Here is a 13,607-nt window from a genome sequence, read left to right on the forward strand (position 1 = left end):
AACCATTGATTTTAAAGGGTTTGCAAAAAAAATCTCAAAAAATTAGCACTCACCTCTTGACAGTGCTAATAATAAGTGTTATATTACAACTAGAACAAAGGAAGGGGAACAAAAAGAGAACAAAGAAATAAGTTCTATGAGATTCCTGATAACCTAAGTTCCAAAGAAACAAGGTAAAGATGCATAACTGAGAGTCCATCACATGTAGATGGACGGTATAGAAAAGGAGAGATGACTTATGTTGATGCCTAGTATTTTTGGAGAAAATTTATTTGATGACTTTTTTGGAGATTTTCCATTTTATTATGATGACAGAGCAATGAAAGATACAGAGAAGAAACTTTACGGACGCAGAGCCAGCCATATAATGAAAACCGATATCAAGGAAACTGATAAAGGCTATGAACTGGTCGTAGATCTTCCGGGATTTACCAAAGATGAAGTAAAGGCTGACCTGGAGAATGGTTATCTGACTATCAGTGCAGAGAAAGGCCTGGATAAAGATGAGCAGGAGAAAGAAACCGGACGTTATATCCGTAAGGAACGTTACGCAGGTGCCTGCAGCCGTAGCTTCTATGTAGGTAAAGAAGTTGAGAAAGAAGACATTAAAGCAGAATTCAAACATGGTATCCTCACATTATTTGTACCAAAGAAAGAAGCAAAACCAGCAGTAGAACAGAAGAAAACAATTGCCATTGAAGGCTGATGAATAAATATTCTGACTGACCCGTTAAGGGTCGGCCAGAGATTAAAAACAGATATAAAAATAAAAGCTTACACTAAAAGATTGAAGATAAAAGGTTGAAAAAGCCTGTAAAGATAGATTTGGAAAGTAAATCTGGTGAACAGATTTGACATATATAAAATATATTAGAAAAGGAGATATGACTTATGTTAATGCCTAGTATTTTTGGAGAAAATTTATTTGATGACTTTTTTGGAGATTTCCCGTTCTATTATGATGACAGAGCAATGAAGGATGCAGAGAAGAAACTTTATGGACATAAAGCAAATCATGTAATGAAAACTGATATCAAGGAAATGAATAACGGATACGAACTGGTTGTAGATCTTCCAGGATTTAAGAAAGATGAAGTTCATGCAGCACTTGAAAATGGTTATCTGACCATCAGTGCAGAGAAAGGCCTGGATAAAGACGAGAAAGAAAAAGAGACAGGACGTTATATCCGCAGAGAACGTTATGCAGGTGCCTGCAGTCGTAGCTTTTATGTAGGTAAGGAAGTACATCAGGACGACATCAAAGCAGAATTCAAACATGGTATCCTGACATTATTTGTTCCGAAGAAAGAAGCAAAGCCAGCAGTGGAACAGAAGCACAGCATCTCCATTGAAGGATAATAGATGTTAAGTTACAGCAACGGGAGGTCAAATCTTTTGGCTTCCCGTTGTTTGCATAATGAGGATTGCAGAAATATGAAGTCAGGAATGATTGCGTTAGAATGTGTTTATGAGGGAAGGTGATGATATTGAAAAGAGATTACTATGAAGTTCTTGGCGTGAACAAAAACGCAGATGCAGCAACGATTAAGAAAGCATACAGAAAACTGGCAAAGAAATATCATCCGGACAGTAATGAGGGAAATGCTTCGGCAGCAGAGCATTTTAAGGAAGTAAATGAAGCCTATGATGTTCTGAGTGATGAGAAGAAACGTAAACTGTATGATCAGTTTGGCCACGCTGCTTTTGAAGAAGGTGCCGGTAATTATGGAAACGCACAGGGAAGTCCTTTTGGCAGTGGCTTTGGCGGAGCACAGGGCAATCCTTTTGGCGGCGGTTTCCATGGCTCGTACAGTGATGGCAATGGTTATCATGAATATCATTTTGAGAATGGCGAAGATATGGATGATATCCTGAAGAACATCTTTGGTGGTGGATTTAAGAAGAGTAAATCATCCGGTGGTTTTGGAAGCAGCGGCTTCGGTGGCAGTGGATTTCATGGAAGTGGTTTTGGTGGATTCGGAAGCAATGGAACTGGCGGCTTTGGCGGTTCTTACAGCAGTAAAGGTGAGGATCTTCATGCAGAGGTTACTGTCAGCTTTGATGAAGCTGCTTTTGGCGGTAAGAAGGTTATCCGCCTGCAGAGCAGCAACGGTGGCGTCCAGAATTACGAAGTCAATATTCCGGCAGGTATTGAATCCGGTAAATCTATCAGACTTAAAGGAAAAGGATATCCGGGAGTCGGCGGAGGTGAAGCCGGTGACCTGCTTCTGAAAGTAAATGTTCAGGATAAACCGGGATATAAACGGGAAGGCAGAGATGTTTATACAACTGTAAATATCCCATTTACAACAGCAGTATTTGGCGGTGAGGCGAAGGTTCACACTATTTACGGTGATGTTCTCTGTAACATTAAACCGGGTACTCAGTCCGGAACGAAGATACGTCTGAGAGGCAAAGGTATCGTTGCAATGAATAATCCGTCGGTACACGGTGATGAATATGCAACTGTACAGATTGAAGTTCCGACAAATCTGACACCGGAAGCAAGACGGAAACTGAAAGAATTTGAGCAGGAATGTAATGGAAGCCGTAGAAGCCGTGGATTTGGCAGCGGGAGTGCGGCGTGAAGAGTAATCAGAAATATTTTTGAGAATATAGTGAAGCAATTTTACAGAGAAACGAAAAGGATACATGCACAGTAACATTACCGTGTATGTATCCTTTTAGCATAATAGGGAAAAATATTCTATGAGCTTTTTCTGATATAGAATATTGTTTATCTGGGTTCTTTTCCATCACGGAAGAGCATCATCATTTCCTTGGTCAGGCTGATATTATTGCCCTGATCCGGGATTTTATCACGTTCTACCCACTGTGCCATGGAGAGCTCTTTATGGTCAACGGTCAGGGTATCATCGCCGTCCACATCACAGAAGAATCCGAAAAGCAGGGTACCGCTGAAGGACCATGGCTGGCTTTTGTAATAGCGGAGATTCTTTACCTTAAGGCCAACTTCCTCCATTACTTCTCTGTGAACAGTTTCTTCAATGGTTTCTCCGATTTCTGCAAAGCCTGCGATAAGGGCGTAACGCTTAAATCTGCGGCCCTCATATTTGGAAAGAATGATTTTATCTCCGTTTGTGATTCCTACGATTACTGCAGGACACAGGACAGGGTACTCCTGATTGCCGCAGGAAGGGCATTCCATCATACGTTCTTTTTGGCTGTGCAGCATTGGTTTTCCACAGCAGCCGCAGAACCGGCGCTTGCTGTACCACTGGAAAAGCTGATGTCCTGTAACTCCTGCAAACGCCAGATGCTGTGGCCGGGCTGTCCGAAGATTTCGTATATCCTGGAATTCATAATCTGGAAGAAGGGTGGTATCCAATTCCGGGATCAGATAGAAACGCTGATCATCGATAGAAAACAGATAAATATACTTGCTGTAGAGATCTGAAACTTTTTCCTCCAGATCCTGAAAACGTGGAAAATAAATATCTGCTTCCCGTTCCTGATGTGGAAGAAGAATACTGCCTTTTTCGTAGGCAAGGATAAAACTGTTCTTATCCGGGGCAGAAGGTTTGTATTCGTTGTGGTAAGTGTGTGGTGCGATATCCTGAATCATAGTAATGTTCCTTTTCTGTTACTGCCACCGCAGAGTTGTTCTGTGAAATATATTACAGGTGCGGAAGTGAGCAGTAATCTATTATTTATTAAATGAGCAGGCAATCCTGCAGGCAGGATTGCCTGTACATAGTATATTACGGCAGTTTTAGAAAAACAAGAGAAGATGTCCAATTGCTACAGGCAATCTGGAATGAATGTTACTGTGAACGGAGTGGACGGTAACATTTTGGCTTGCATGTCTCGGGATATTAGCAGGGAGCAGTAATACAGTAACATAAGAAATACTGAAAAAAATAAAAAACGTATTGCACTTTGAAAATGAGAGTGGTATAATCAGCTTAACAAATTGGTAATACCAAAAACGAAATGAGTAATACTTGAATGGAGGGATTTTACAGTTATGGGATATGTAAAATGGAGTTATGACACATTAAATACTTTTTGCCACGACGTATTTCGTAAATTTGGTTTTAATGAAGAAGAGACGAATATCATCAAGGATGTTTTGCTTACCGCAGATCTGTACGGGATTGAAAGCCATGGAATGCAGAGAATGGTAAGATATGATAAAGGAATTGAGAAGGGAACCATCCATCCGGATGCGAAACCTGAGGTCGTATTTGAGACACCTGTATCAGCAGTGATCGACGGACATGACGGTATGGGACAGCTGATTTCCCATTTTGCAATGGAGAAAGCTATTGAGAAGGCGAAGAAAACAGGTGTTGGATTTGTATCTGTAAGAAACTCCAATCATTTCGGTATTGCAGGATATTATGCGGAAATGGCTTCAAAACAGGGCTTACTTGGTATGGCATGTACCAACTCGGAAGCAATCATGGTACCTACCTTTGGACGAAAAGCAATGCTTGGTTCCAATCCCATTGCAGTGGCAATGCCGGCAGAACCTTATCCATTCCTTTTTGACTGCTCCACAACAGTAGTTACCAGAGGAAAACTGGAAATGTATAATAAGATGGGAAAACCACTTCCACAGGGCTGGGCTCTGGGAGCAAATGGTCAGGAAAGCACAGATGCCCCGGATGTACTTGCCAATATTGTTGCCAAGAAGGGCGGCGGAATCATGCCACTTGGTGGTAATAAAGAGGTAAACGGAAGTCATAAGGGTTACGGTTATGGAATGCTCTGCGAGATTTTCAGCTCCATCTTTTCCATGGGTGTTACTTCTGATAAATGCTGTACATTTAAAGACAAGACAGGTATCTGTCATGGATTTGCTGCCATTGATCCCGCAATCTTCGGAAATGCAGATGATATCAGGGCGCATTTTTCCGAATATCTGGAAACTCTTCGTCAGAGTCCAAAGGCAGAAGGCGCAGAGCAGATTTATACTCATGGTGAGAAGGAAGTATTTGCAGAAAAAGAGCGCAGAGAGAATGGCATTCCTGTAAATGACAACACTATGGTTGAGCTTGCCAACCTCTGCAATTATCTGAAGGTTGATTTTGGCTCTTACTTCAAGGGCTATGAACTGCCGAAGGACAGTAAGTTCTTTAGTGGTAATTATTAAATAAGCGCCCATCATGCTGATAACCATAACTATAGAATATATCATATAAAATTACTTTTTTTGAGACGCCCGTTTATCAGCATGTGGAAATAAAAAGAAACTGCATAATCAGATACGACCGGTAGAATTTACAGATCGTATCTGATATGCAGTTTTTTGTTTCCTTTAATTTTCTTCAGTATTCTTCGGACAGTTATGAGCATTCATGTCATCGTTGTCTGTCATAAGATATTTGCGGATCGCAAACAGAACTGCGATACTGAGTACGCCAAGAAGAGTTTCTGCTGGCCCGAGGTGTTCGACTACCATCTGACGTGCTGTGGCAAACATCAGAACCTCAACAACTGTCTGTGCGGAATGCTGGCAGAGCATTTTTACAAATTCCACGCCTACTACCAGAGACAAAGCCTGGGAAAGGAAAGTGCTGAAAAATTCTGTATCCATGGACATAACAGAAGTATCTGCAACCTCCATGATCAGCCGGAAGCCTGCCAGTGCGATCACCAGCAGAATTACCATAGAAAGAGCAATTTCCGCGTAGCGTGAAATATTGTAAATGATTGTGTTAAAGTGTTTACGAATGTTATGGTTAACCTGTCGTTTGGGGCTCATAACTGTGAGTCCTTTCTGTTTTGTTGTATATGGTGAATGTAAAGAAGTGTAACTGTTTATAGTGTTACGAAAAAGATTAATATAAATAATCTTTATTTACATAACCATATTTGCAGAGTTTCTGAGAGTAAATATACCAGTACTGTGCATCAGTTGTATCCACAAGCTGAACTGTATCGCCGGAATATAACTGTCCGATCTCGTTGGAAGAGTCGTAAGCCTTCGCAGAGCGCAGAGCCAGATAACCGGTAGCAACACTGACTGTTCTGGTGGCATATGTGGTTGTTCCGCCAATCAGATAATCTTTATTTACATATCCGTTTTTTCCTAACTTCTGAGAATAAACGTACCAGTACTGGGAATCGCTGGTGTCGATAAGCTGAACTGTATCGCCGGAATACAGCTGTCCGATCTCATTGGAGGAATCATAAGCTTTTGCGGAACGCAGAGCCAGATAACCCTTGGCAACACTGACAGTCCTTGAATCTCCGGAAGAACTCTGTGCACTGGCAGCAGTATCGCCACTGTAATATAAGTAATCTTTATTTACATAGCCGGATAAGTTCAGTTTCGGAGAATAGACATACCAGTACTGAGGATCACTGCTGTCAGAAACTGTTACAGTATCACCGGAGTATAACTGTCCGATTTCGTTGGAAGAGTCATAAGCCTTTGCAGAACGCAAAGCCAGATAACCCTTGGCAACACTGACAGTATAAGAACCGGACGAACTTGTCGGCTGTGATGAGAGGAAATACAGGTAATCGTTATTTACGTATCCGGATCTGTTCAGTTTTGGAGAATAGACGTACCAGTAATCACTGGTGGTATATTCTGTAACTTCAACAGTATCACCGGAATACAGCTCGCCGATCTCGTTGGAGGAATCATAAGCCATGGCAGAGCGCAGAGCCAGATACCCTTTACTTACACCTACCTGATAAGTGTCAGATGCCATAACGGTCTGTGAGCTGCAGGGTACAGATACAGCAGCAATCGTAGCTGTAAGAATCATGGGAATTGCAATATTTTTTCTTTTTTTCATAGTGAATCCCTCCTTTGGGTTATTATGTACTCTGAGAGTACATTATTTAATTATAGTAATCGTAAATCGTTCTGCTTAAGGTAGCGATCGTATTCTGTGCGGAACCGGCGCTTGAGAGATTCTGGGACATAAATACGATTACTACGTCATTTTTGGAATCATAGATGATTCCGGCATCATTTTCCACGTTGTCAAGTTCTCCGGTTTTATTTGCGGTTTTGACTCCTTCCGGAAGCTGTGCGGGAATTTTGTTACAGCGTGTCTGTGCCTTGAGCAGATTAAACATATCAGTGGCATGGGTGTAGCCGGATGTATCCTGTTTATAAATCTCCTGCAGGAGATGACCACAGTCTCCTACAGATGTGTAGTTATCATCATTCTCATTGCTGGCAAGGAGCATACGTCCCATGTGAGTCTGGTCATAGCCATGTGCCTGGCAGAAACTGTTGACAGCCTGCATACCTGCTGCGGAATCACCGCCGCCAAGATAAGTTGTCAGGGTATTGGCTGCATCGTTATCGCTGACTGTGATCATGGAGTACAGATTGGAGTCTACAGAATCCTTGCCGTATTGTCCGGTTATCTGATCATAATTCTCGTAGACAGCTCCCATGATATAGAGCTTGATCAGGCTTGCAGCCTGCATTTTCTGATCATTAAGACTGCCCTCGGTTCCATTTACAAGATCGGATATGAAAACAGCCCAGGTTCCGTTTTCAGCGGGAAGCTGACTTTGAACCTGTTTTAAAATTGTCTCCAGTTTCTCATTTGTGACCGGTTCTGAAGATGTGCCTGCCCCGGAATCGTTAAAGACGCTTTCAGAACTCTCTGAAGATGAAGAAGGGGAAAGCATTCCCTGACCTTCTACGGATGTTCCCGCGGCCTCTGCATTTTCAGCAGCATGACTGCTGTATGCAGGAGTAACAAGAAGGCTGAGCGATAGCAGAGGTATTAATAATTTTTTTGAAAACATTGCGTTCACCACCTGTTAAATATTTACTGTAAAACATTCGGAATCTGTTGATCTGTTATATAAATCGTATTTCTTCATGTTTAGATAAATCAGGTTTAAAAGTCTTATTGTGCAGGCACAAATGATTTTTAAAATCTGATATCTGTATGTACAAAATTATACAGTGTTTAGAGTTGTGTTACAAGTGTATTTACAGTTGATCTTAAAATTTATTATATGGCTGCCGGTTACTGTTGGCACAATACTTGAGATGCGTTCATACAATTTGTAGGAATATGGGCGTGAAAAATCCGCATATCTGATTATATATTTTGGATTGTATAAATGCTACAATAAAATCATCAGAAACGAGATAAAGAACGGCAAATTAAACAAATAAATGTGGGAATGTGGGGGCATTTTCATATTGCATGAGGAGGTAGATTATATGTTAACACCGAAACAGAATATGCTGGAAGTTATAAAAGGCGGAAATCCTGACAGATTTGTTAATCAGTATGAAGCAGTGCAGCTTCTTTTTCATCCGTTTATGTTTACAAACCCGCTGCTTCAGCCGGGACAGGAAAATGTAGTGAATGCATGGGGGGTAACCAATACTTTCCCGAAAGGAGTTCCGGGTTCTTTTCCTGTACATACTCCTGACAAGATCGTGGTAAAGGATATTGAAGACTGGAAAGACTATGTACATGCACCGTCTTTGAAATTTACCCAGGATCAGTGGGATATGGTGAAGGCTCAGTATGATGCAGTTGACGGAGAACAGGCATTTAAAGCAGCTTTCGTTGCACCGGGATTATTTGAGCAGACTCATCATCTGTGTGAGATCAGTAATGCGTTGGTTTATTATATTACTAATCCGGATGAAATGCATGATCTGATCAAATATCTGACAGAGTGGGAACTGGAACTTGCTGAAGGTATCTGTTCCAACCTTCATCCTGATGCATTATTCCATCATGATGACTGGGGTGGACTGGACAGTACATTTATGAGTCCTGCAATGTTTGATGAATTTTTACTTGAGCCATATAAAGAAATTTACGGATATTATCACAGTCATGGCGTTGAGCTGGTTATCCATCATTCTGACAGTTACGCAGCAACACTGGTTCCTTCTATGATTGAGATGGGGATCGATGTATGGCAGGGATGTATGGAAACCAATAATCTTCCGGAACTGATCAGGAAATATGGCGGAAAGATCAGCTTCATGGGCGGTATCGAAAATCGTGCAGTTGATTTTGAGGGCTGGACAGATGAGAATTGTGATGCAGTGGTACGTCGTGTCTGCGAAGAATGTGGAAACAAATACTTTATTCCGTGTATCGCTCAGGGTGGCCCTGGTTCTGTTTATCCGGGTGTTTATAAATCTCTCTGTGATTCCATTGACAAGCTGAATGAAGAGAAATTTGGCATTAAGGCATCTGAATCTACAAGGCTTCCATGGCAGATTATGTTCTGATCTCAGGTATTTGTCAGTGGCAAAACGGAATACAAATATCTGTCCGATATTTAGATGAAATTTCAGGTGTTGCAGAGGATGATGCTATGGAGGTGTTTGAAAATGATTATTATTGGTGAGAAAATTAATGGTTCTATCCCGATCGTTGCAGAAGCGATCGCAAAAAGAGACTCTGAATTTATTAAAGAAAGAGCAAAGCTTCAGGCGGAAAGCGGAGCTACTTATATTGACTGTTGCGCTTCTGTTCCGGAAGCGGAAGAAGTGGAAACATTGAAATGGATGATCGACTGTATCCAGGAGGTTACAGATCTTCCGATCTCAATTGACAGCCCGAGTCCGGATGTTCTGGCACAGGCTTATAAGTTCTGTAAGAAACCTGGAATTTTTAACTCTGTATCAGGAGAGGGACATAAGATTGATACGATTTTCCCGATCATGGCTGAGCCGGGAAATGAGGGATGGCAGGTAATTGCGCTGCTGAGTGACAATACAGGTATTCCGAAATGTGCAGCAGACCGTCTGAAAGTTTTTGACAAGATCATGGCGAAAGCGAAAGAGTACGGAATTGCTCCGGACAGGATTCACATTGATCCGCTGGTTGAGATGCTTTGTACTTCTGAGGATGGTATTGCAACGAATATTGAGACGATCACAAGTGTACATGAGCAGTATCCGACCATTCATATTACGGCAGCAATCAGTAATATTTCCTTTAATCTGCCGGTTCGTAAGCTGATTAATTACGGGTTCCTGGTACTGGCAATGAATGCAGGACTGGACAGTGGAATTATGGATCCGACAAATAAGGATATGCTTGGACTGGTTTATGCAACAGAAGCATTACTTGGTCTGGATGATTATTGTATGGAATATATAGGGGCTTACAGAGAAGGCTTAATTGGTACAACAAAGAAGAAGTAAGTTGAATCTGCAGAAACTGTGTAAATGAATTAAGTGGTTGGAATCTGAAATTGAGAAATAACAGGAGGATTTGATTATGTCTAAGATAAATGAAGTTGCGGAATTAGTTGAAAAAGGGAAAGCGAAATTAGTAGGACCGGCTGTACAGGAAGCCATTGATGAGGGTGATGATCCGGTTGCGATTCTGAATGATGGTATGATCAGTGCGATGTCTGTAGTTGGTGAGAAATTCAAAAATGGTGAGATCTTTGTTCCGGAGATGCTGGTTGCAGCTCGTGCTATGAAGAAAGGTGTTGAGGTTCTGAAACCGCATCTGGCATCTGGTTCTACAGGTGCACTTGGTAAGGTTATCATTGCTACGGTTTCCGGTGACCTTCATGATATTGGTAAGAATCTGGTTGCCATGATGATCGAGAGTGCCGGATTTGAGGTGATCGATCTTGGAGTCGATGTTCCGGCGGCTAAGATTATTGAGTGCTATAAAGAGAATCCGGATGTTAAGATCATTGCTCTTTCTGCGCTGCTGACTACTACTATGCCGGCTCTGAAGGAGACTGTTGAGGCGTTGAATGCGGCGGATTTCAGAGGTAATATTAAGGTTATGGTTGGCGGAGCACCGATTACAGAAGCTTTTGCTGAGGAAATTGGTGCTGACGGATATTCTGATGATGCGGCTAGTGCGGCGTCACTGGCTAAGAAGTTGGCAGCCTGATCTGATTGCTTTGTGCGGGTTTAGTATAACATGAAAATATTATGAGGGGACTGCTCTGTGGAGTGGTCCTTTCGTGTATTTTGGGATTTTTTTGGAGTGTGTTATAATGGGAAAAAGGGGACGCTCAGAAAAATATTTTATTTCATGTGCGGTTTCGGGGTCTAAGATATTCTAACCTCTCAGAAATCTGCTAAAGGCATGAGCAGCCTTCTCAAACTCGCTCCGTTGCAAACTTCGCTCAGACAGTGATACAGTCTGCTCATAACGCAGATTTCTGAGAGCTAAGAATATCTAAGACCCCTGCAAATGCACATGAAATAAAATATTTTTCTGAGCTGGCTGTTGGCTGTTGTGATGTTTGGATTGGATATGTGGGAGGTTTTTATGGCTTGGGTTAAGTTTGTGCGTGAGGATATTGAGATAGAGGTGGAGGATGGGATATCGGTACTGGAGGCGGAGATTCAGGCAGGACTGAGGCCGGATGCGCCTTGTGGCGGTCTGGGGAAATGTGGGAAGTGTCTGGTTAAGATTAATGGTGAAGTTGTTAAGGCGTGTCAGATTCGGATTGGTGAAGGTGAGACTTGTGTAGTGGAGACATTGGACAGGGCTGGCAATGAAAAGATTTTGACGGATGGATTTAACAGAGAAGTTGTGTTTGAACCGGGACTACGGATGGCTCAGGTTGAGCTGGAGAAGGCGAAAACAGGGGAGAAGCGGTCGGACTGGCAGAGGCTGCTGGATACGCTGGCGGAGACAGATGGTGAGGTTGAGCCGGGGCAGATGGAGGTGGATCTGAAGCTGGCGGGTGAATTGTATGGGATGCGCAGGGATTCTGATGAATGGTATGTGATTTACAGTAGACGGCGGATTCTGGAAATGAGGAAGGAAGCTGGTCGGAGGTGTCTGGCAGCGTTTGATATTGGGACGACTACCATTGCGGGGTATTTGCTGGATGGTGCGGATGGGAGGACTCTGGCAGTTGAGAGCAGGATGAATCCGCAGGCGCAGTATGGTGCGGATGTGATCATGCGGGCGAATTATGCGCTGGAGCATGGAACAGAAGCGTTAAGTATGTGTGTTCGGAAAGCGGTTAATGAGATGTTGGGAAGTCTGGCAGAGGATGCAGGGATAAGGAGAGAGGATGTTTTTCAGGTGTGTGTTGTGGGAAATACTTGTATGCATCATCTGTTTCTGGGGATTTCTCCGGCTTCGCTGGTACATGCGCCCTATACTCCGGCTGTGAGTGAGAGGCTGGTGCTGAATGCGGGGGATTATGGTCTGACTGTGCAGGCGCGTGCAGAGTTGATCATGCTTTCGGATATTGCAGGATATGTGGGAGCGGATACCTGTGGATGTCTGCTGGCTATCAGGCAGGATCAGCAGGAAGAGATTTCTCTGATGATCGATATTGGAACGAATGGTGAGATGGTTCTGGGAAACAGGGAGCGGATGGTGACCTGTTCTACTGCGGCCGGGCCTGCTTTTGAGGGTGCGAAGATTGAGTGTGGAATGCGTGGCGCGGCCGGGGCTGTGGATCATGTGAAGTATGAGGATGGGAAGTGGAACTATATAACTGTTGGGAATAAGCCGGCGGTTGGTTTGTGTGGTTCGGGATTGATCGATCTGGTGGCGGGTCTTCTGGATGCTGGAATGCTGGATGAGAATGGTGTGCTGAGAAGCGGACAGGAGAAGCAAGGTGTGTTTATTCTGGTACCGCCAGAGCGGGGCGGTAATGAGAGAGGGGTTTATCTGACGCAGAAGGATCTCGGAGAGGTTCAGCTTGCGAAAGCTGCGATTGCAGCGGGAATTCAGATGCTTATGGAGCGGCTTGGGATTACAGAAGATGATATCTGTTCGGTATATATTGCAGGTGCTTTTGGCAACTATATGGATCCGGTCAGTGCCGGGAAGATTGGCTTGCTTCCGGCGACGCTTGTGAAGAAAGTGAAACCAGTGGGAAACGCTGCTGGTGAGGGTGCGAAGATCGCACTTGTGAATGAGAAGGAAATGCTGGAGATGGATGAGCTGGTGAGAAAGATTGAATTCGTTGAGCTGGCTGCTTCGGCTGATTTTCAGGATCATTTTATTGATGAACTGGGATTTGAGACAGGTGAATGATTTTATCTGCCTGATGAGGTTGCTATAGATTATACAAGAGAGTAAGGGGTTAGATTATGGATATAAAAAAAATAGAGCAAATGGGAATGGAGCAGGGGTTTTCGCATGTGGTGTTGCTGGATTGTGATACGATTGAGCTGAAGCCGGAGGTTCGACAGATGTGTGCAGCAGATACCTGTCATAAGTATGATAAGTGCTGGAGCTGTCCTCCGGGATGTGGCTCTCTTGAGGAATGTGAAGCGAAAGTCCGGCAGTATAAGTATGGGATTATTGTTCAGACAGTTGGTGAATTGGAGGATGCTTTTGATGGCGAGGGAATGATGGAAACGGAAGCCAGACATAAGGAGTATTTTGTGGAATTTGAGAAGAAACTTCGGGAGATTTATCCGGATATGCTGGCGATTGGTGCGGGATGCTGTACGAAATGTAAGGTCTGTACTTATCCGGATGCTCCATGCAGGTTTCCGAAACAGGCTTTCTCATCGATGGAGGCTTACGGGATGCTGGTAACACAGGTCTGCCAGGCCAATGAGCTACAGTATTATTATGGGGATTGTACGATTGCTTATACGAGCTGTTACCTTCTGGAATAACGTTACTGTTCACTCCGTTCACAGTAACGTAGCCAAAATTCATTCCAGATTG

General features: G+C 43.2%; 13 protein-coding genes. 9 read left to right on the forward strand and 4 right to left on the reverse strand.

The window, feature by feature from the left end; translation table 11 throughout:
* Window positions 1-238: 238 nt before the first annotated feature.
* From LJE11_RS17295 to LJE11_RS17305, 3 genes are all read left to right on the forward strand, one after another.
* On the forward strand, window positions 239-706 hold the full coding sequence (locus LJE11_RS17295) for an Hsp20/alpha crystallin family protein (RefSeq protein WP_008705428.1): 468 nt from the start codon (window positions 239-241) through the stop codon (window positions 704-706).
* Between the two features lie 185 nt (window positions 707-891).
* Complete coding sequence (locus LJE11_RS17300) at window positions 892-1,359, forward strand: Hsp20/alpha crystallin family protein (RefSeq protein WP_019160363.1); 468 nt, start codon at window positions 892-894, stop codon at window positions 1,357-1,359.
* 125 nt (window positions 1,360-1,484) lie between these two features.
* Window positions 1,485-2,588, forward strand: coding sequence for a DnaJ C-terminal domain-containing protein (locus tag LJE11_RS17305; protein ID WP_226824782.1), 1,104 nt, complete (start codon window positions 1,485-1,487; stop codon window positions 2,586-2,588).
* 149 nt (window positions 2,589-2,737) lie between these two features.
* Here LJE11_RS17305 and nudC read toward each other — a convergent pair whose 3' ends face one another.
* Entirely contained in the window at window positions 2,738-3,586 is an 849-nt protein-coding gene (nudC, locus tag LJE11_RS17310) for an NAD(+) diphosphatase (protein WP_227296304.1), read from the reverse strand.
* 402 nt (window positions 3,587-3,988) lie between these two features.
* On the opposite strand from nudC, the gene LJE11_RS17315 reads away from it, so the two are divergent.
* Entirely contained in the window at window positions 3,989-5,119 is a 1,131-nt protein-coding gene (locus LJE11_RS17315; protein ID WP_022380451.1) for an Ldh family oxidoreductase, read from the forward strand.
* 165 nt (window positions 5,120-5,284) lie between these two features.
* Here LJE11_RS17315 and LJE11_RS17320 read toward each other — a convergent pair whose 3' ends face one another.
* The 3 genes from LJE11_RS17320 to LJE11_RS17330 form a co-directional block, all read right to left on the reverse strand.
* Window positions 5,285-5,731, reverse strand: a complete 447-nt coding sequence (locus tag LJE11_RS17320; RefSeq protein ID WP_008705419.1) for a phosphate-starvation-inducible PsiE family protein — start codon at window positions 5,729-5,731, stop codon at window positions 5,285-5,287.
* 76 nt (window positions 5,732-5,807) lie between these two features.
* Complete coding sequence (locus tag LJE11_RS17325; RefSeq protein WP_227296306.1) at window positions 5,808-6,776, reverse strand: SH3 domain-containing protein; 969 nt, start codon at window positions 6,774-6,776, stop codon at window positions 5,808-5,810.
* A 46-nt stretch (window positions 6,777-6,822) separates the two neighbouring features.
* Complete coding sequence (locus LJE11_RS17330; RefSeq protein ID WP_227296308.1) at window positions 6,823-7,749, reverse strand: serine hydrolase; 927 nt, start codon at window positions 7,747-7,749, stop codon at window positions 6,823-6,825.
* Between the two features lie 427 nt (window positions 7,750-8,176).
* Here LJE11_RS17330 and LJE11_RS17335 point away from each other — a divergent pair, with 427 nt between their 5' ends.
* From LJE11_RS17335 to LJE11_RS17355, 5 genes are all read left to right on the forward strand, one after another.
* Entirely contained in the window at window positions 8,177-9,211 is a 1,035-nt protein-coding gene (locus LJE11_RS17335) for a vanillate--corrinoid protein methyltransferase (RefSeq protein WP_022380455.1), read from the forward strand.
* 102 nt (window positions 9,212-9,313) lie between these two features.
* Complete coding sequence (locus LJE11_RS17340; RefSeq protein ID WP_227296311.1) at window positions 9,314-10,132, forward strand: methyltetrahydrofolate cobalamin methyltransferase; 819 nt, start codon at window positions 9,314-9,316, stop codon at window positions 10,130-10,132.
* A gap of 76 nt (window positions 10,133-10,208) precedes the next feature.
* Window positions 10,209-10,844 carry a corrinoid protein gene (locus LJE11_RS17345; RefSeq protein WP_008705414.1) on the forward strand — a complete coding sequence of 212 codons (636 nt, stop codon included), beginning with the start codon at window positions 10,209-10,211 and terminating at the stop codon, window positions 10,842-10,844.
* A 384-nt stretch (window positions 10,845-11,228) separates the two neighbouring features.
* Window positions 11,229-12,962 (forward strand): ASKHA domain-containing protein, encoded by a 1,734-nt coding sequence (locus LJE11_RS17350; RefSeq protein WP_227296313.1) that lies wholly within the window; start codon window positions 11,229-11,231, stop codon window positions 12,960-12,962.
* A gap of 56 nt (window positions 12,963-13,018) precedes the next feature.
* Complete coding sequence (locus LJE11_RS17355; RefSeq protein ID WP_062808264.1) at window positions 13,019-13,555, forward strand: DUF2284 domain-containing protein; 537 nt, start codon at window positions 13,019-13,021, stop codon at window positions 13,553-13,555.
* The last annotated feature ends 52 nt before the right edge of the window (window positions 13,556-13,607 follow it).

Origin of the sequence: Blautia sp. DFI.1.216 (assembly GCF_020594215.1) — a bacterium.
Classification (GTDB): domain Bacteria; phylum Bacillota; class Clostridia; order Lachnospirales; family Lachnospiraceae; genus Blautia_A; species Blautia_A wexlerae.